The organism is Synechococcus sp. RS9907 (genome assembly GCF_014279615.1).
In the GTDB taxonomy this organism is placed as follows: domain Bacteria; phylum Cyanobacteriota; class Cyanobacteriia; order PCC-6307; family Cyanobiaceae; genus Parasynechococcus.
The window spans coordinates 1,764,298-1,782,197 of record NZ_CP047944.1 but is presented as its reverse complement, the minus strand read 5'-3'; the positions used below and the strand labels follow the sequence as shown (position 1 = coordinate 1,782,197).

Annotated in this window: 19 protein-coding genes; 14 read left to right on the top strand and 5 right to left on the bottom strand. The window is 64.1% G+C overall.

Features of this window, described 5'->3' with window-relative positions:
- Positions 1 to 48: 48 nt before the first annotated feature.
- Positions 49 to 2,646, top strand: a complete 2,598-nt coding sequence (gene gyrA, locus SynRS9907_RS09950; protein ID WP_188020889.1) for a DNA gyrase subunit A — start codon at positions 49 to 51, stop codon at positions 2,644 to 2,646.
- A gap of 2 nt (positions 2,647 to 2,648) precedes the next feature.
- Positions 2,649 to 3,932, top strand: a complete 1,284-nt coding sequence (gene crtL, locus SynRS9907_RS09945; RefSeq protein WP_188020888.1) for a lycopene beta cyclase — start codon at positions 2,649 to 2,651, stop codon at positions 3,930 to 3,932.
- 36 nt (positions 3,933 to 3,968) lie between these two features.
- Here crtL and SynRS9907_RS09940 read toward each other — a convergent pair whose 3' ends face one another.
- Positions 3,969 to 5,564, bottom strand: a complete 1,596-nt coding sequence (locus tag SynRS9907_RS09940) for a glycoside hydrolase family 57 protein (protein WP_188020887.1) — start codon at positions 5,562 to 5,564, stop codon at positions 3,969 to 3,971.
- Positions 5,565 to 5,673: 109 nt separating this feature from the next.
- Here SynRS9907_RS09940 and SynRS9907_RS09935 point away from each other — a divergent pair, with 109 nt between their 5' ends.
- Positions 5,674 to 7,296 carry a 2-isopropylmalate synthase gene (locus SynRS9907_RS09935; RefSeq protein WP_188020886.1) on the top strand — a complete coding sequence of 541 codons (1,623 nt, stop codon included), beginning with the start codon at positions 5,674 to 5,676 and terminating at the stop codon, positions 7,294 to 7,296.
- Positions 7,297 to 7,306: 10 nt separating this feature from the next.
- On the top strand, positions 7,307 to 8,131 hold the full coding sequence (locus tag SynRS9907_RS09930) for a carbohydrate ABC transporter permease (RefSeq protein ID WP_188020885.1): 825 nt from the start codon (positions 7,307 to 7,309) through the stop codon (positions 8,129 to 8,131).
- On the opposite strand, the gene SynRS9907_RS09925 is transcribed toward SynRS9907_RS09930, so the two are convergent.
- On the bottom strand, positions 8,048 to 8,362 hold the full coding sequence (locus SynRS9907_RS09925) for a hypothetical protein (RefSeq protein ID WP_188020884.1): 315 nt from the start codon (positions 8,360 to 8,362) through the stop codon (positions 8,048 to 8,050). The genes SynRS9907_RS09930 and SynRS9907_RS09925 overlap by 84 nt on opposite strands.
- 61 nt (positions 8,363 to 8,423) lie before the next feature.
- Between SynRS9907_RS09925 and SynRS9907_RS09920 the strand changes: the two genes are divergently transcribed.
- Positions 8,424 to 8,669 (top strand): Nif11-like leader peptide family RiPP precursor, encoded by a 246-nt coding sequence (locus tag SynRS9907_RS09920; RefSeq protein WP_188020883.1) that lies wholly within the window; start codon positions 8,424 to 8,426, stop codon positions 8,667 to 8,669.
- Between the two features lie 30 nt (positions 8,670 to 8,699).
- Here the strand turns inward: SynRS9907_RS09920 and SynRS9907_RS09915 are convergent, their stop codons facing one another.
- Together SynRS9907_RS09915 and SynRS9907_RS09910 are read right to left on the bottom strand one after the other, a co-directional pair.
- Positions 8,700 to 8,909 carry a hypothetical protein gene (locus SynRS9907_RS09915; protein WP_186510127.1) on the bottom strand — a complete coding sequence of 70 codons (210 nt, stop codon included), beginning with the start codon at positions 8,907 to 8,909 and terminating at the stop codon, positions 8,700 to 8,702.
- A gap of 70 nt (positions 8,910 to 8,979) precedes the next feature.
- Positions 8,980 to 9,468, bottom strand: a complete 489-nt coding sequence (locus SynRS9907_RS09910) for a hypothetical protein (protein WP_255445860.1) — start codon at positions 9,466 to 9,468, stop codon at positions 8,980 to 8,982.
- A gap of 48 nt (positions 9,469 to 9,516) precedes the next feature.
- Here SynRS9907_RS09910 and SynRS9907_RS09905 point away from each other — a divergent pair, with 48 nt between their 5' ends.
- From SynRS9907_RS09905 to SynRS9907_RS09890, 4 genes are all read left to right on the top strand, one after another.
- On the top strand, positions 9,517 to 9,765 hold the full coding sequence (locus tag SynRS9907_RS09905; RefSeq protein WP_186510128.1) for a hypothetical protein: 249 nt from the start codon (positions 9,517 to 9,519) through the stop codon (positions 9,763 to 9,765).
- Complete coding sequence (locus SynRS9907_RS09900) at positions 9,765 to 10,067, top strand: MTH1187 family thiamine-binding protein (protein ID WP_115008649.1); 303 nt, start codon at positions 9,765 to 9,767, stop codon at positions 10,065 to 10,067. The genes SynRS9907_RS09905 and SynRS9907_RS09900 overlap by 1 nt, the downstream gene beginning before the upstream one ends.
- A gap of 82 nt (positions 10,068 to 10,149) precedes the next feature.
- Positions 10,150 to 10,638, top strand: coding sequence for a hypothetical protein (locus tag SynRS9907_RS09895; RefSeq protein ID WP_188020882.1), 489 nt, complete (start codon positions 10,150 to 10,152; stop codon positions 10,636 to 10,638).
- 26 nt (positions 10,639 to 10,664) lie between these two features.
- Positions 10,665 to 11,252, top strand: coding sequence for an RluA family pseudouridine synthase (locus tag SynRS9907_RS09890; protein WP_188022431.1), 588 nt, complete (start codon positions 10,665 to 10,667; stop codon positions 11,250 to 11,252).
- Positions 11,253 to 11,282: 30 nt separating this feature from the next.
- Here the strand turns inward: SynRS9907_RS09890 and SynRS9907_RS09885 are convergent, their stop codons facing one another.
- On the bottom strand, positions 11,283 to 13,373 hold the full coding sequence (locus SynRS9907_RS09885; RefSeq protein ID WP_188020881.1) for an HDIG domain-containing metalloprotein: 2,091 nt from the start codon (positions 13,371 to 13,373) through the stop codon (positions 11,283 to 11,285).
- 70 nt (positions 13,374 to 13,443) lie between these two features.
- Here SynRS9907_RS09885 and folD point away from each other — a divergent pair, with 70 nt between their 5' ends.
- Genes folD through SynRS9907_RS09860 form a run of 5 tightly spaced genes read left to right on the top strand, consistent with a single transcriptional unit; the run spans position 13,444 to position 17,899 of the window.
- A complete protein-coding gene (folD, locus tag SynRS9907_RS09880) occupies positions 13,444 to 14,325 on the top strand; it encodes a bifunctional methylenetetrahydrofolate dehydrogenase/methenyltetrahydrofolate cyclohydrolase FolD (protein WP_188022430.1) in 882 nt (293 codons plus the stop codon).
- Positions 14,326 to 14,333: 8 nt separating this feature from the next.
- The gene (locus tag SynRS9907_RS09875) at positions 14,334 to 15,011 is read left to right on the top strand and encodes a TIGR02466 family protein (RefSeq protein WP_188020880.1); all 678 of its coding nucleotides are present in this window, start codon (positions 14,334 to 14,336) and stop codon (positions 15,009 to 15,011) included.
- 40 nt (positions 15,012 to 15,051) lie between these two features.
- Positions 15,052 to 15,942, top strand: coding sequence for a geranylgeranyl diphosphate synthase CrtE (gene crtE, locus SynRS9907_RS09870; protein WP_188020879.1), 891 nt, complete (start codon positions 15,052 to 15,054; stop codon positions 15,940 to 15,942).
- Positions 15,939 to 16,451: a divergent PAP2 family protein gene (locus tag SynRS9907_RS09865; RefSeq protein WP_115161337.1), complete on the top strand. Its 513-nt coding sequence runs from the start codon at positions 15,939 to 15,941 to the stop codon at positions 16,449 to 16,451. Before crtE ends, SynRS9907_RS09865 begins: the two co-directional genes overlap by 4 nt.
- Entirely contained in the window at positions 16,448 to 17,899 is a 1,452-nt protein-coding gene (locus SynRS9907_RS09860; protein ID WP_188020878.1) for an ATP-dependent RecD-like DNA helicase, read from the top strand. Before SynRS9907_RS09865 ends, SynRS9907_RS09860 begins: the two co-directional genes overlap by 4 nt.
- Position 17,900 lies beyond the last annotated feature (1 nt).

Sequence of the window (17,900 nt, the reverse complement as noted above, 5' to 3'; positions counted from 1 at the left end):
CTCTCACCACCGTCCGAGATAGACTGACAAAGGACGTCTGATGCACGTATGACGGATTCTGTGGGGCCTGTCGGCGGCGGTCCCGGCGATTCCGACGATCGGATCATTCAGACGGACCTGCGCAACGAGATGTCGCGCTCCTATTTGGAGTACGCGATGAGTGTGATCGTGGGTCGGGCCCTGCCCGATGCCCGCGACGGCCTCAAGCCGGTGCATCGCCGGATCCTGTACGCGATGTACGAGCTGGGCCTCACCAGCGACAGGCCTTACCGCAAGTGCGCCCGTGTGGTGGGCGAAGTGCTCGGCAAATATCACCCCCATGGCGACACCGCCGTGTACGACGCCCTGGTGCGCATGGCCCAGGACTTTTCCATGTCGATGCCCCTGATCGATGGGCACGGCAACTTCGGTTCGGTGGACAACGACCCACCGGCGGCCATGCGATACACCGAATCGCGGTTGCGGGCGCTGACCACCGACAGCCTCCTGGAGGACATCGAGGCGGAGACCGTTGATTTCGCCGACAACTTCGATGGCTCCCAGCAGGAGCCCACGGTGCTGCCGGCGCGGATCCCGCAGCTGCTGCTGAATGGATCGGCGGGCATCGCCGTGGGGATGGCGACGAACATCCCTCCCCACAACCTCAACGAATTGATCGACGGGTTGCAGGCGCTGATCGCGAACCCCGAGATCACCGATCAGGAGTTGATCCAGCTGATCCCCGGCCCCGACTTCCCCACCGGCGGTCAGATCCTGGGACGTGAAGGCATCCGCGAGACCTACCTGGGCGGCCGCGGTTCGGTGACCATGCGCGGCGTGGCCAACATCGAAACGATCGAGGCGCCGGGGCGGCCCGATCGCGATGCGGTGATCATCACCGAGTTGCCGTATCAGACCAACAAAGCGGCGCTGATCGAGCGCATCGCTGAATTGGTGAACGACAAGAAGCTCGAGGGCATCTCCGACATCCGCGACGAGAGCGACCGCGATGGCATGCGGATCGTGGTGGAGCTGCGCCGCGACGCCTACCCGCAGGTGGTGCTGAACAACCTGTTCAAGCTCACCCCGCTGCAGAGCAACTTCAGTGCCTACATGCTGGCGCTGGTGAACGGTGAGCCGATCCTGCTCACCCTGCGCAAGATGCTCGAGGTGTTCCTCGACTTCCGGGTCGAGACGATCGAGCGCCGCACTCGCTACCTGCTGCGCAAGGCCGAAGAGCGCGACCACATCCTGCTGGGCCTGCTGCTGGCACTTGATCAGCTCGATCCAATCATTGCCCTGATCCGGGCTGCCCCCGATACGGCCACGGCACGGCAACAGCTGCAGGATCGCCATGGCCTGTCCGACATCCAGGCCGACGCCATCCTGCAGATGCAGCTGCGTCGTCTCACCGCTCTTGAGGCCGACAAGATCCGGCTCGAGCACGAGGACCTTGTTACCAAGATCGCCGACTACAAGGACATCCTTGGCCGGCGTGAGCGGGTGTTCGGGATCATCCAGAGCGAGCTCGCTCAGCTGCAGGAGCGCTACCCAACGCCGCGCCGCACCGAAATCCTCGACCTTGGCGGTGGCCTGTCTGACATCGACCTGATCGCCAACGAGCGGTCGGTGGTGCTGCTCACCGAGACCGGCTACCTCAAGAGGATGCCGGTGAGTGAATTTGAAGCCACCAGCCGCGGCACTCGCGGCAAGGCCGGCACCCGCAGCCAGGGTGAAGATGCGGTGAAGCTGTTCATCAGCTGCAACGACCACGACACCTTGGTGCTGTTCAGCGACCGTGGTGTGTCGTACGCCCTGCCCGCCTACCGCGTTCCCCAGTGCAGCCGTGCGGCCAAGGGAACGCCGGTGGTGCAGCTGCTGCCGATCCCCCGGGAAGAGGCGATCACCACGTTGATTCCGGTGTCGGAGTTCAGCGACGACACCGACCTGGTGATGCTCACCCGAGGTGGCTTCATCAAGCGCACCCGCCTTTCGGCCTTCAGCAACATCCGCTCCAATGGCCTGATCGCCATCAACCTGGAGGAGGGCGATGCCCTCACCTGGGTGCGCCTGGCGGTGCCGGGTGACAGCGTCTTGATCGGCTCCAAAGCCGGGATGACCATCCACTTCCGCCTCAGTGATGAGGAATTGCGGCCTTTGGGACGTACAGCCCGCGGCGTGCGTTCGATGAACCTGCGCGATGGCGATGCCCTGGTGAGCATGGATGTGCTGCCGGTGGAACTCGCCGATCAGGTGGCCGCCAGCGCAGACGATGAAGAGGATGCCGCCAGTGAGGGCCCCTGGGTGCTTGTGGCGTCGGCCTCGGGTCTGGGCAAACGGGTTCCGGTGACGCAATTCCGCCTGCAGAAACGGGCTGGCATGGGCCTGCGGGCGATGAAGTTCCGCACCGACGCCGATGAACTGGTGGGGCTGAGTGTGCTTGGTGCCGGTGAGGAGTTGCTGCTGGTGAGCGAGAAAGGGGTGATCGTGCGCACCAGCGCCGATGCCATCCCTCAGCAGTCCCGTGCTGCCACAGGGGTGCGTCTGCAGAAGCTCGACAAGGGCGACCGGCTGCTGAAGGTGGTGCTGGTGCCGCCGGAAGCGGAAGACGACTCTGCTGACGACACAGAGTCCAACGACACCGAAGCTGACGCGCAGGACAGCTGACCTTGGCTGAGCCGGTGGATGTGCTGGTCCTGGGGGGTGGTCCTGCTGCCCTCTGCATCGCCTCGGAACTGAACCAACGGGGTGTGGCTGTTGCCGGCATTGCCCCGGAACCGGTCGACGATCCCTGGCCGAACACCTACGGCATCTGGGCCGATGAACTCAAAGCGGTGGGGCTTGAGCAGCTGCTGGAGCACCGCTGGAGCGACACCGTCAGCTATTTCGGCGAAGGCGGCTCAACGGCTCAGGATCAGAGCCATGCCCATGGGATCGACTACGGCCTGTTCGATCGGGCGGCTCTGCAGCGCCATTGGTTGGAGCGGGCTGATGGGGTGGTTTGGCATCAAGACACCGTTACGCGGGTGGAGCTGAATGGTGCAACCACCAGCGTGCGCTGCGCATCGGGAACGATGTTGCATGCGCGCTTGGTGATTGATGCCTCCGGTTCGCGCACGCCTCACATTCGCCGCCCCGATCAGGGGCCGGTGGCAGGCCAGGCGGCCTACGGCGTGGTGGGGCGTTTCTCCAAACCGCCGATTGAGGAGGGGCGGTTTGTGTTGATGGACTACCGCTGTGATCACCTTAGTGAGGCGCAGCGCAGCGAACCGCCCACGTTTTTGTACGCGATGGATCTGGGCGATGGGGTGTTCTTCGTGGAAGAAACCTCACTCGCCTTGGCGCCAGGGGTTCCCTACGACGTGCTCAAGCAGCGGCTCCAACAGCGCCTGGATCGGCGCGGCGTGGAGATCATTGAGGTGATCCATGAGGAGTTCTGCCTCTTCCCGATGAACCTGCCGCTGCCAGATCGCAATCAGCCGGTGCTGGCCTTTGGGGGCGCGGCAAGCATGGTGCATCCGGCCTCGGGCTACATGGTGGGATCGCTGTTGCGACGGGGGCCTGATCTGGCTGATGCCCTCGCCGCCGCTCTCGCCAATCCAAGTTTTGGCTCAGCGGCCCTGGCGCAACGGGGTTGGCAAGCGCTCTGGCCGATCGAACTGGTGCTGCGCCATCAGCTCTATCAGTTCGGATTGGGCCGGTTGATGGGATTCAACGAAGCGTTGTTGCGCACCCATTTCGCCACGTTCTTCTCCTTGCCGCGGGAGGAGTGGTTTGGCTTCCTCACCAACACCTTGCCGTTGCCCCGCTTGATGGGGGTGATGCTGCGCTTGTTTGCCCTTTCGCCCTGGGAGCTGCGTAAAGGCTTGGTGCTGGGCGCGGCGAAGGATCAAGCCCCGCGGTTTTGTGATCGTTTCAGGAAAGACCCGATCCCTCAGATGAGGGAGGGTTGAACATCCACGCCTCCCTCATCAGAGGGAGGTGTTTGTCTATGCGCTCGGCGCAGAAGGCTGAGGAGTGGGTTGAACCGGAGCCCAGTCCAACGGCTGAATCAACGGGAACAGGCGGTCGTCCGTCTGCACCTCCTCGAGCCAGCCTTCCGGTAGTTCGCTGGTGCCATCAATCGCCTGCATCAGCTGCCAGAAGCGGCCCAGGTGGCGTTGCACCCGTTCTTTGGCCAGTTCGGTGGTGGTGCCGGCCCTGAGGATGAAGCTCCAATCCGACGACTGCGCCAGCAACAGTTCCCGCGCCGCCTGTTGCAGCCACTGCATCGCCTGCTCGCTGCCCACGCCGCGGCTGCAGCGCTGCACCATCGCGGCGCTGGCCTTTTCCCACTCAGGAATGATCCAGGCGTTGCTGTCGTTCAGCCAGTAGTCGTGATAGCCCCCTTGCCCCCAGCTGGAGGGGCAGGGATCGCAGAGCTGAAGCTGGCCAACGCTGTTCAGCACATCGCGCAGGCGGGTGAAGCTCACCCCTTCCTGAGGCGCCTGTTGGAACAGCTGGCTGAGAAAAGCCGGCCCTTCAAACCACCAGTGGCCAAACAGTTCGGCATCGAAGGGGGCCACCAGCAGGGGGGACACGTCCATGGCAGCACCGAGCTGATCCAACTGCCGCCGGCGGCCCTGCAGGTAATCGGCGGCATGCTCTTTCACCCGTTCCGCCGCCACCCCCGGTTCGTAGGGGCGTTTGCGGTCCAACGGAGCGCTGTGGTCGGTGACCCGATGCAGCTTCAGGCCGAGCGGTCGCGGCTGGTCGAGCCCCAGGGGCTTGAGCTCTTCGATCGGCAGGTCCCAACCCAGATCCCGGTGGAACTCGCGGTAATGGGGGTCGCCGGGGTAGCCGTCCTTGGCCGACCACACCGGCAGCGTGGCGTCACTGTCGCGCCCGAAGAAGGCCACCCCATTGCGGCTGCAGATCGGGGCGTACACCCCGTAGCGGGGCCTGGGCCGGCCGTGCAGCAACCCGTGACCGTCCAGCACGGCGTAGCGCAGCCCCGCATCGCGCATCCAGCGATCCAGGCCCTCGTAATAGGCGCATTCAGGCAACCAGATCCCCAAGGGGCGTTCGCCCACGAGCCGTTGGTGTTCCCGCACCGCCGTGCGCAGTTGTCCGCGCACCGCTTCCGGGTGATGGCGCAGCAGGGGCAAATAGCCGTGGGTGGCGCCGCAGGTGAGCAGGTCCACCACCCCCTGGAGTTGCAGGGCGGCGAAGCGCTGGATCAGATCACCATCGCAGCTCTGCCAGGCCCCCCGGTGCCGCTCGATCGTGGCCGCCAGGTGTTCGGCGCCTGCGCGCAGGGATGGGTCGGCCTTGGGCAGAAGCTCCAGCCGTTCGTTCAGCCAGTCGGGGAAGCGCTGCTTGAGGTCTTGATCGCTGAGCAGCGACAGCAGCGTCGGCGACAGGCCGATGGTGAGCTTGGGCTGCTGGTGGGGGTCGGCGCTGGCTATCTCCAGCGTTTCCAGCAGCGGCAGATAACACTCGATCAGGGCCTGGAAAAACCAGTCCTCCTCCAGGGAGCCAGGTTGTGCCGACCGCACGTAGGGCAGATGGGCATGCAACACCAGGGCGACAGCGCCTTTGGTCACGAACAAGCCCAAACGGTGGCTGAATTTAATCCGATTCCCCCTCGGGGGCTGAACTAAGATGGGTTAACTCATAGTCATTCCGACTAAGACCTCCGCTGGAGCCCCTTCCATGGCCAAGGACCCCGGTCGCGTCCTGATTTTTGACACCACCCTGCGGGATGGTGAGCAGTCGCCCGGGGCGAGCCTCAACCTGGAGGAAAAGCTGGCCATTGCCCAGCAGCTGGCGCGGCTCGGTGTGGATGTGATCGAGGCGGGATTCCCCTTCGCCAGCCCCGGTGATTTCGCCGCCGTGCAGCGGATCGCCCAGCAGGTGGGTGGCGACAACGGCCCGATCATCTGTGGTCTGGCCCGTGCCTCAAGGGCCGACATCAAGGCCTGCGCCGATGCCGTGGCGCCAGCCCCGCGTCGCCGCATTCACACCTTCATCGCCACCAGCGACATCCACCTCGAGCACAAGCTGCGCAAGAGCCGTGCCGATGTGCTCGGCATCGTCCCCGAGATGGTGAGCTACGCCCGCTCTCTTGTGGAGGATGTTGAGTTCTCCTGCGAAGACGCCGGCCGCAGCGATCCGGAGTTCCTCTACGAGGTGATTGAGGCGGCGATTGCCGCGGGTGCCACCACGATCAACATTCCCGACACCGTTGGCTACACCACCCCCTCGGAGTTCGGTGCGCTGATCGCTGGCATCAATCAGCACGTGCCCAACATCGGCGATGCCGTGATCTCGGTGCACGGCCACAACGATCTCGGTTTGGCCGTGGCCAATTTCCTCGAGGCCGTCAAGAACGGCGCCCGTCAGCTCGAATGCACGATCAACGGCATCGGCGAACGGGCCGGCAATGCCTCTCTAGAGGAGTTGGTGATGGCGCTGCACGTGAGGCGTCGTTACTACAACCCCTTCTTTGGCCGGGAGGAGGACAGCCCCACGCCGCTCACGGCCGTGCGCACCGAAGAGATCACCAAGACCTCAAGGCTGGTCTCCAATCTCACCGGCATGGTGGTGCAGCCCAACAAGGCCATCGTTGGTGCCAATGCCTTCGCCCATGAATCCGGCATTCACCAGGACGGCGTTCTCAAGAATCGGCTCACCTACGAAATCATCGACGCCCAGACGGTGGGCTTGTCCGACAACCGCATCTCCCTCGGCAAGCTGAGCGGCCGCAGTGCCGTTCGCGCCCGCCTGGAGGAGCTGGGCTACGACCTCACCCGTGAGGACCTCGATGAGGCTTTTGCCCGCTTCAAGGAACTCGCCGATCGCAAGCGTGAGATCACCGACCGTGATCTGGAGGCGATCGTCAGCGAACAGGTGCAGCAGCCGGAAGCCCGCTTCCAGCTCAAGTTGGTGCAGGTCAGCTGCGGCAGCAGCCTGCGCCCCACCGCCACCGTCACCCTTTCGGATGAAGAGGGCAGTGAAACCACCGGTTCGGCGGTGGGAACCGGTCCGGTGGATGCCGTCTGCCGTGCCCTGAATGATCTGGCGGGTGTGCCCAATGAGTTGATCGAGTTTTCGGTGAAGTCGGTCACCGAGGGCATCGATGCCATGGGTGATGTGACCATTCGCCTGCGCCGCAACGGTGCGCTCTATTCCGGCCACGCTGCCGACACCGATGTGGTGGTGGCTGCGGGGATGGCCTTTGTGAATGCCCTCAACCGCCTGGTGGCCGGTGAGGAGCGGCAGTCATTGCATCCACAGAAGGATCCTGTTGTTCTGGAGACCCGACCGACGCTCTAGAGCCGACGCCATGCGCACCTCCACCGCCCGGGTTGTTCAGCTGGTGCTGCTGATTCTTCTGGCGCTGCTGGTGCTCACGCCATTGCTCTGGTTGGTGAGCACCTCGCTCAAGGGCCCGGCGGAAGACATCTTCAGCAGTCCACCAGCGTTGCTGCCCGCCCAGCCGAGCTTCGATGCCTATGTGCGGCTGTTTCAAGACAATCCCCTCACCACTTACCTGCTCAACAGCACCGTGGTGAGTGGTCTGGCGGTGCTGGCCAACCTGCTGTTCTGCTCCCTGGCCGCCTACCCCCTGGCCCGGCTGCGCTTCGCCGGCCGGGGCTTGGTGCTGGGCCTGGTGGTGGCCACGATCCTGATTCCCTTTCAGGTGGTGATGATTCCGCTGTATCTGCTGATGGTGCAGCTGGGCCTGCGCAACACCCTGCTGGCCCTGGTGATTCCGCAAGCCGCCACCGCCTTTGGCCTTTATCTGTTGCGCCAGAGCTTCCTTGGTGTTCCCAAGGAGCTGGAGGAGGCGGCACGCATCGATGGCTGCAGCCGCTTGGGTGAATGGTGGAACGTGATGATCCCCGCCGCCAAAGCCGATCTCATCACTCTGGCGATGTTCGTGTTCATCGGCACCTGGAGTGATTTCCTCTGGCCGCTGGTGATCCTCGACGACCCGTCCCTCTACACCTTGCCTCTGGGGTTGCAGCAGCTCTCCAGCAGCTTTTCGCTGGATTGGCGGATCGTTTCCGCCGGCTCGGTGGTCTCAATCCTGCCGGTGTTGGTCTTGTTCGTTCTCTTGCAGCGCTTCATCCTGCCCAATGCCAGCGGGGATGCGGTGAAGGGATGAAGCGGCCGAGGTGCGCATGGCCGCGAAAGCATCCATGCGTTCTTGCATCAGCCCCATCTGTTGGCTGAGCAGTTCGCTGTGGGCAATGTTCGGCGAACCTTCCTCCAGATGATCGATCCGCTCCTGCAGCGCCTGGATGCGTTGGTTCTGTTGTTGCAACCCCCGCGTCAGGGTGACGACGAGAACACTCACCAGGGCGAGGCTGCCGCAGCTGATCAGTTTCAACAGCATCCAACCTCCCCAAACAGGTCGATGCTGACTTGAATGGGAGCAATCAACAAGTGCTGGCGGGATGTCGCTCGAGGATCTGGATCGATTTCTGAAGCTTCGGGACAGCGATCCTGATCTGGCTAAGGCTTTTGGGCAGCCCATGGATCTTGAGCGGTTTCTCGGGCTCGCAGCCGAGCACGGCTTTGCCCTGAGTGAGGCGGATGTCTTCGCGGCACAGCAGCGTGAACACCAGGCGCGAACGGCAGCTGAGCTTCAGCAGGATCAAGCCGCCGAATCACGCCGCCTGCGCAATTTCATCCACGGCTGATCACCACCACGTTTCAGTTCCCAGATCCAGTCACTGATCCAGCTTCACCACGTCCGGTGTTTCTCCGTGCACCTCGCCGATCCAACGGGCGTGGGTGACGGCACCCTCATGGGTGTGAAAGATCCAGGCCCTTTCGGGGGAGGGTTGCCGTTCAATCTGTTGATCCACGGCATTGACGCCGAGATAACCGCCGGCTGAACAGGACCGCAGCACGTAGCGTTCGGCGTACTTGGTGAGCATGGGTGGAGAGGGCTCTACCTGTTCGCTAGCGGTGCGTTTCGGTGGCTCCGCGCGTTCTGCGGAATTCCTTTCACTTTTCTTTCTTGAGGGTTAATAGGGTTTGTTGTTGCCAGCCCAACCCCATGGGCGCAGCAAAGCGGCTTTGATGCCCGCCCTCCCGGAACCAGGGGCTGCTGAGGGCTTCGATCTGAAGCTCGTTGGGGTTGAGCGACCAGGTGTCCTGCAGGTAGCGGCGCAGTTGCTCGGGTTCCGGCGGATCGGCCTGTTGCCAGTGCACCACGGCCAACTGCCCCGGCCGTGAGCGGAGAATCGCCAGGCGGTGATTCGGATCGCCGTCGTTGGCGGGCTGAATCGATTCCTCCAGCTGCTCGTCGCAGACGTAGAGCCGCAGCGGTGCACTGCCATCGGCCTGGGGAAGTGGATATTTGTTGAGATACAGGGCACGTGCTTTTTGAAACGCTGCCCCCGGAGCCTTCACCATCAAGGCGTTGTAGGCCTGCTGCAGCTGTTCACTCATGCCCTTTGCGTCCCGTTGCTGGCTCCAGTGTGGGAATGCCATCGGGTCAGGGCCATGGGAAGATGGTGACACTTCCGGGATTGGACTGCGATGGCCAAGCATCGCTCCCGCTACCGGTTGGTTGGCCTCGACGGTCAGCCGCATCCGGTGCTCGACGCCCCTTACGACACGTTGGAACTGGCCCTTGCTGATGCCAGCGATTGGTGCACGGGACAAGGGGCCCGCTGTTCCATGGGTCAGCAGGGCATTGCGGTTGAAGTGCGAACCGACAGCGGCAGTTGGCGCACCATCGACTACCCCGTCAGTTGCTTGAGCCGATCCAGTTCGATGGCGGGCTGATGTGGGTCAGTGTTGATCTCTGCGTGGTGCCGATCGGTGTGGGCGTCAGCCTTTCGCCCTACATCGCCGCCTGTGAGCGGGTGATCGCCGCTACGGGGCTGACCCATCAGCTGGGGCCCAATGGCACAGCGATCGAAGGCCCATGGGACGAGGTGATGGACTGTGTAAGGGCCTGTCATGCCGAGTTGCACGGCATGGGAGCCCCGCGTCTTTACACAACGCTCAAGCTCAACACCCGCACCGATCGGCAGCAGTCGTTTGCTGAGAAGGTCACGTCCGTGGAGCAGCTGCTTGACGACTGAAAATCTGTAGAACTTCGGTGGGAATCAAGCCGGCTTGAGCCGATCTTGAGACCAATGAGATTGTTCTGTGGTCCCTGGCTTGATGGGTCGCCGTTTCAGGGCTGCGCTGTTGGTTCTGCTGGTGTTGCAGCTCACGGGCAGTGCTGTTCAAGCCTCAACCTGGGATCGCATCGCCAGTTACCTGCGGCTGCTGCAGCGGGCGGGAGTGAAGGCCCTGGTGGCACCTGACTGCCCCTTGGGCTTGCTGGGGGCCTTCCATGAGGGCAAGCAGGCCCTGTTGATGTGCGGCAACAACCTGCCCGACGATCCAGCCGTGGTTTGGGTGGTGCTGGCCCATGAATCAGCCCATGTGATGCAGTCGTGCCATGGCGGCAACCTGATGCCGGCGGCCTTGCTCAGCCGTGAGGTGGAGGCGGCCCGCCAGCAGGACCCCAACCCTTTTCACGAGTTGCAGCTGTATCACTCCAGTCAGCATCATGTTGAGGCTGAAGCCCGGCTGATTCAGGCCCTGCCAGAGGAGCAGGTGGTGGCCTTGTTTGAAAAACACTGCGCCAAGCGGCTCTCCCCTTGAAGCTGCTGATCCGGGACCCGTGGCTGATGGCGGTCGACAAGCCCGCCGGCCTGCTGAGCCAACCGGGCCTGGGGCCTGAGCAAAGCGATTCCGTGATCACCCGCCTGCAGCAGCAGGACCAAGGCCTGCGCCTGGTTCACCGCCTGGACCGCGACACCTCGGGGGTGCTGCTCTTGGCCCGAAGCGTTGACGCCCTGCGGCGCCTGAGTGCCCTGTTTGCTGAACGGCAGATCAACAAGCTGTACCTGGCGGATGTGGAGGGGGAGCTCCATGGCCGCGGTTGCATCGCCAGCCCCCTGGCACGCCTCTCGCGCCAACCGCCGCGCTACGGCAGCCACCCCGAGGGACGTCTGGCACTAACGATCTGGAGAGCCCGCGCCGCTGGTGCCCGCAGCACGCGGCTCTGGCTGCGTCCGCTCACGGGGCGTTCCCATCAGCTGCGGGCCCATCTGGCCGAACGGGGTCACCCCATCGTGGGCGATCCCATCTACGGGGATGCCGGCCGGTCCTGCCGCTTGCATCTGCATGCCCAGGCCCTGAGCTTTCGTCATCCCTTCACCCAGCAACGCGTCCGTTTGATCGCGCAGGAGGTTCCCTTTGCCACTGAGTGCTGAACTCGTGAGTGCTGAATACAGACGCTGCGGTCAGCGTCGGGCCGGGATTGGATAGGGGATGCGGCGGTGGCGCATCCGCCGCCACACCTGCACGAAGGCACGAATCACCAGTTCCACTTCGCTGCGGTTGAGGCTGCTTTTGCGCAGTTGTCCATCCCGCTGCCGCGCTTCCACAATCCGCCTCACCGTGTCCACCGCCTGGGCATCGGAGGTGTCGGGGGGGAGGGATCGAAGCGCTGCCTCACAGCCGTCGGCAAGCATCAGGATCGCCGTTTCTTTGGTGCGGGGTTCCGGGCCCCTGTAACGGAAGCGGCGTTCCTCAACCACCCCGCCCCGCTCCTGGGCCTTGTGCAGGAAGTAGCCCATTTTCAAGGTGCCCTGGTGCTCAGGGATGAAATCGGCGATGGGCCGGGGCAGGCGGTGGCGCCGCGCCAGCTTCAGCCCTTCATCCACATGGGCTTGAAGCACCGCCGCACTCGCCTGGGGGTCATCCAGCGCGTCGTGGGGATTGGGTCCGTCCTTCTGGTTCTCGATGAACCAGTCCGGCGCATGCAGCTTGCCCACGTCGTGATACAGCGATCCGGTCCGGATCAGATCCACATCCGCACCAATCGCCCGCGCCCCTTCCTCCGCCAGGCCGCAGATCATCAGGGTGTGTTCAAAGGTTCCCGGGGCTTCGCAGGAGAGGCGGCGCAGCAGGGGGCGCTCCTGATCCGCCAGTTCCAGCAGCCGCGCCCGGGTGAGCAGGCCAAAGGAGCCCTCGAGCATCGGGATCAGCAGCAGGCTGAACATCAGCAGCACACCGAGCACAAAGGAATCGGTGGCCAGTTCATCCAGGCTTGGATTCAGATTTCCCCAGAGCCGCAGGCCGGTGATCGGTTGCAGCTGCAGCAGCAGCCACTGCCCCACAAAGGCGCCAATCGGCAGCAGCACCGTGAGTTGCAGCAGCTGGCCGCGGCTGCGCTGACGACCTGCGATCACGGCCCCAGCGGCAGCCACCGTCGCCGCCACAATCAGGCGACCATCTCCTAACCCCTGAACGGGTTCTGGCCAGAGCAGAGCGGCCACCCCCATCCAGACCAAGCCGCAGCCGGTGCCGAGGCCTTCCGCCAGCACCAGGGTGGGCGCCACCAGCACGGCCAGAGGGCTCACGGAGCTTTTGAACCAGAGCTTGGCTCCCTGCACCAACAGCAGCAGGCCCACCGCCAGCAGCGCATGGCGCACCTCCAGGCCAGGCCGCTCACGCCGCATCACCAGCAGCATCACGGCGCAGGCTGCAGCGGCTTCAACGAACCGTTGGAACCAGATCAACGGTTGGGGTTCGCGGCGCACGCGGCCGAAATAATCCAGCACGTCGTAGGCCTGGGGACTGATCAGCTCGCCCTTGCGGGTGATCAGATCCCCCTTGCGCACCTCGATCGTGGGAATGGCCTGTTTGGTCAGCTGTTCCTCGATCAGCTGCTTGCTCAGGTTCGGGTCCGTGCGCAGGTTGGTGCTGCCGCGCATGGCGCTGGTGAGCACCTTGCCGGCCAGGGTGCGCGCCGCTTCTGGCTGCAGGGCAACCGCCTTGAGTTGCTGGTCGGCGGCCTTGCGCAATTGCTCAATGGCCAGGTTGCTCACAAGCCCTTGGCTGAGCATGCGATCAGCGGTGCTGCGCACCGCTTTATCCCAGGCCAGATGCTCCCATTCGCTGCGTTGTTCCAGCCACCTTTTCTCTTGATCAGACAGGTTCACCGGCCCGATCCGGTCTCCAGATCCGGTGTTGGTGACCTCCTGCAGTTGCAGCAGTTGTTGCTCGAGCCGTTGTTTGAGTGCTTGGGTCTGCTCCTGATCGATCACCTGCACCACCGATCGCGCCACCAGCGAGGCCCGCTGCTGCTCGAGGGCGGTGCTGTCCTGCACCAGGGCATCCTTTGGAGCGATGGCTTCAAACGGGGCCAGTGATCCGGGTTGAAGTTTTGGCTTGATCAGCCAGGGCAGGCTTGAGGCTGCGGCCACGGAAAGGCACAGCAGCAGCACAACAAAGGTCTGCAGTCGCGTCCAGCGCAGCAGGCGTCGCCCTGGGCCTTCGAGCCGCACCCAGTTCCGCCAAAGGCTGCTCAGCCGTGGAACACGAACCAAAAAGGACCCTGTAGCGGCTTAACGCTAGCTCTCCTCAGAGGGCATGCTGGAGGGAGTGCATGGGAATGCCATGGCCCTGCGTTTGGACGGCAAGGTGCTGGCAAGGGATGTGGAGCATCGTCTTCAAACCCTGATCGAACGGTGTCTGGCCGAGGCGGGGCGACCGCCGGGCTTGGCGGTGCTGCGGGTTGGTGATGATCCCGCCAGCGCCGTTTATGTCGCCAACAAGGAAAAAGCCTGTGCTCGGATCGGGGTGGCCAGCTTTGGAGATCACCTCCCCGGCGACACGCCTCCAGCGCAGGTGCTTCAGACGATTGAACGGCTTAATGCCAACCCTGCAGTGGACGGGATCCTCCTGCAGCTGCCTCTTCCTGCTGGCCTCGATGAGGGCCCGCTGCTGATGGCCATTGATCCTGAAAAGGATGCCGATGGTCTGCACACCCTCAATCTCGGACGGCTGCTCAAGAGGGAGCCGGGCCCGCGCAGCTGCACCCCCGCCGGGGTGATGGCGATGCTGCGCAGCAATGGCATCGATCCTGCGGGCAAGCGCGCCGTGGTGATCGGCCGCAGCATTCTCGTGGGGCAGCCAATGGCCTTGATGCTGCAGGCCGCCAACGCCACCGTCACCATCGCCCACTCCCGCACGGCCGATCTGGCGGCCCACACCCGCGAAGCCGACATCCTCGTGGTGGCAGCAGGCCGTCCTGAGTTCATCGGGGCCGAGCACGTGCGGCCGGGAGCTGCGGTGGTGGATGTGGGCATCCACCGCAAGCCGGAAGGCGGACTATGCGGGGATGTTTGTGCGGCTGAAGTCGAGTCGATCGCTGCTGCGCTCTCGCCCGTCCCCGGCGGTGTGGGGCCGATGACGGTGACGATGCTTCTGGTGAACACCGTTGTGGCTTGGTGCAGACGCCACAACCTTGACCATGATTTGGACGATCTCGTGCCCTGATCGGTTCCATGGCGCTGCACTGGCTGTTCCCCACCCCCGTTCTGCAGGTGGACCTTGAGCCGGATGCCGCCACAGCCGCAGCCATGCAGCAGCAGCTGGAGCAGTTCGATGCCCAGGTGTATCAGCACCCTGAGTTCAGCGATCGCAATAACCTCACCGGAGATCTGCTGGGCCATGCCGGCCTGGATCAGTTGCATCGCATGGATGCGTTCCAGTGGCTGAACGGGCAGTTGGCTGAGCACGTTTCGGCCTATCTCCGTGCGCTGTTGGGCCCGGATCACGGTCTGATGGCCCACATCCAGAAGGCCTGGCCTGTGGTGTGTGCGAGGAATGGCGGAACGGTGGATCTGCACAGCCACCGCAACGCCCAGTTGAGCGCGGTGTTCTACGTGTTGACGGATCCTGCGAACGAGAGCGGGGAGCTGGAATTTGAGGCGCCCGACGATTACTTCAGCCATGTGATGGCGATTCCCTACCGCGATGCGGCGGTTTCCGGTGGGGTGTTTGCGCCGTTACCCCACCGTCTTCTGCTGTTCCCTTCGGACCTGCGCCATCGGGTGCTCCCCTATGAGGGAAGCAGCCCCCGCTATTCGGTGTCCTACGACCTGGCCATCACCACGGCACCGGGCAAGGGACGCGAGATGCGAACACCCCATCCGATGGATTGGGTTCCCCTCGGCAGCTAAGGGCTCGGCCTGAGAGAATCCCGCCAGCCAGGGTCCACCCATGAGCGCCGAGTTCGATTTCAAGGCCTATCTCGGCAAGGCCAAGGAGCGGGTGGAAGCGGCCCTCGATGGATCGCTCGGTCCGGAGCGGCCGGAGTCCCTCAGGGAAGCGATGCGCTATTCGCTGCTTGCCGGTGGCAAGCGCCTGCGCCCGATTCTCTGCCTTGCCGCCTGCGAGCTGGCGGGCGGGGAAGCGACGCAGGCCCTGCCCACGGCGGTGGCGCTGGAAATGATCCACACCATGTCGTTGATCCATGACGATCTACCAGCCATGGATGACGACGACCTGCGGCGTGGTCGTCCCACCAACCACAAGGTGTACGGCGAAGCCGTGGCCATCCTTGCCGGTGATGCCCTGCTGACCCGAGCCTTTGAAATGGTGGCGCTGCGCAGTCCGGATGTGCCGGCTGAGCGTCTGCTCAAGGTCGTGGGAGAACTGTCGTTGGTGGCCGGCGCCCCTGGCCTGGTGGGCGGCCAGGTGGTGGATCTGGAAAGCGAAGGCAAGGAGGTGGATCTTGAAACCCTCGAGTACATCCACCTCCACAAAACCGGAGCGCTGTTGAGTGCCTGTGTGATCACCGGGGCGATGATCGGCGGCGCCGATGAGGCGCTGATTAAGGCCCTGCGCACCTACGCCAGGGGGATCGGCCTCGCCTTCCAGATCATCGACGACATCCTCGACATCACCGCCAGCAGCGAGGTGCTCGGCAAAACCGCCGGCAAGGACCTCATCGCCGACAAGACCACCTATCCCAAGCTTCTCGGGCTCGACGAGTCCCGCCGTCGGGCCGATGCGTTGGTCAGTGAAGCGAAAGAGGCACTTCAACCCTGGGCTGAGAAGGCGACTCCCCTGCTGGCCTTGGCTGACTTCATCACCAGCCGCGACCGATGATCGACGCCACGCCCTCCCATGCGGTGCTGCGGGAGTTCTTCGACAACAGTTCGCTCACCTGGGGCTTGATGGCCTGTGGCGTTGCCCAGCTCTCGAAGTTGTTCCTTGAGTTGCTCCTGCATCGCCGTTGGCGTCCGGCGGTGCTGATCGAAACCGGTGGCATGCCGTCGAGCCACTCCGCCCTGGTCACCGGTACGGCGGCCTGTGTGGGCTGGACCCTGGGCTTTGATCACCCCCTCTTCGCCCTTGCGGCGATGGTGGCGTTCGTTGTCATGTACGACGCCAGTGGCATTCGTCGCGCCGCCGGGCTGACGGCGGAACGGGTCAATGGTCTGCCTGATTCGCTCTGGCCGGACGCTCCGGAGAAACCCCTCAAGGAAAGCCTGGGCCACAGCCGGCTGCAGGTGCTGGTGGGCAGCCTGATGGGTCCCGCCGTTGCTCTGCCTGGTTTGGAATTTGTGGGATCACCGCTGCATCTGCTGTCGGGTCTTGGAGCTGGGCTGGGGTGACCGCTGCCGCGGACCTCACCGCTGATCAGCAGGAAGCGGCGGACGCCTTTGCGGCCTGGCTCAAGCAGCCCGTGGATGGCACGCCCTTCGTGCTCAGTGGTTTTGCCGGAAGCGGCAAAACCTTCCTCTCCATGCGCCTGCTGCGCCAGGTGGAGGCCAGTGGTTTGTGCTGGACCGTCGTGGCACCAACCCATAAAGCGGTGGGCGTTCTGCGCCAGGCGTTGGAGTTGGAGGGTCTCCAACCCACCTGGTACCCCTCCACCATTCATCGCTTGCTGCGGCTGAAGCTCAAGCGATCCGCCGACGCTGAACTCTGTGAACCCACCGAGCAGACGGCCATGGCCCTGGAGAACCTGGGCCTGGTGCTGATCGACGAAGCCTCGATGGTGGACAGCACCCTGTTGGGCATTGCCCTCCAGTGCGCCCATCCGTTCAAGACCCGTCTGGTGTTCGTTGGCGACCCCGCCCAGTTGCCTCCGGTGGGTGAGCCGAACAGCCCCGTGTTTGCGATGCAACGGTCCTGTTCCGCCAGCTTGACCCAGGTGGTGCGGCATCAAGGCCCGGTGCTTCAGTTGGCGGCGGGGCTGCGGGAGGGGCGCCTGCCCTGCCAGATGCCGCCGCTGCTGCCGCCGATTCGTTCCCCGCAGGGGCAGGTGCGCAGCCTGGTGCAACGGGAGTGGCTGGATCAGGCCAGGCGTGCATTGCGCGACGCCTCGGTGCAAGACAACCCCGATGCCGCACGCATCCTCTGCTACACGAATCGCACCCTGGATCGTCTGGTGCCCCATGCGCGCCGGGCCATTCATGGGGAGATGGCGGATCAGATGCCGGTGCTGCCCGGTGAGGTGTTGATCAGTCGCATTGCGGTGATGGCCCCGGCCTCAAGGGACGGAGACGAGGCCGGTGAAGAAGCCGACATGGTGCTCGGCTCCAACCGCGAAGTCACGGTGCGGGACGTCAAGCCGGAGGCCTGTGACCTGGCGGATTTCGGCCTCTCCTCCGCCGATGGGCCCGTGCCGGTGATTGAGACCCTCTCCGCATCGGTGAATGCGGGGGATCTGGAGCTCACCCTGCGCCTGCAGCCGCCGATTGGCAGCTCGGGTCGTCAGGAGCTTGATGCGGTGATGCAGCGGCTGCGCAAGCAGGCCCGTGATGCCGGTAAGAAAAACGGTCGCGCGATCTGGCGGCAGTACTTCCTGATTCGCGATGCCTTCGCTTCCCTGGGACCTGCGGCGGTGCTCACAGTGCATCGCAGTCAGGGCAGCAGTTTCGGGGATGTCTTCGTGGCGCCGGATGTGTTCCGGGCCGATCCAGCCATCCGCCAGCAGCTCTGTTACGTGGCCGTGTCCCGGGCCCGCACGGGGGTTTGGTTGCTCGGCGGGGAGACGTCGCCTGATCTGCGCGCCACCTGGCAGCGCCAATTCGACACCACGCGGGATTCCGAGTGAA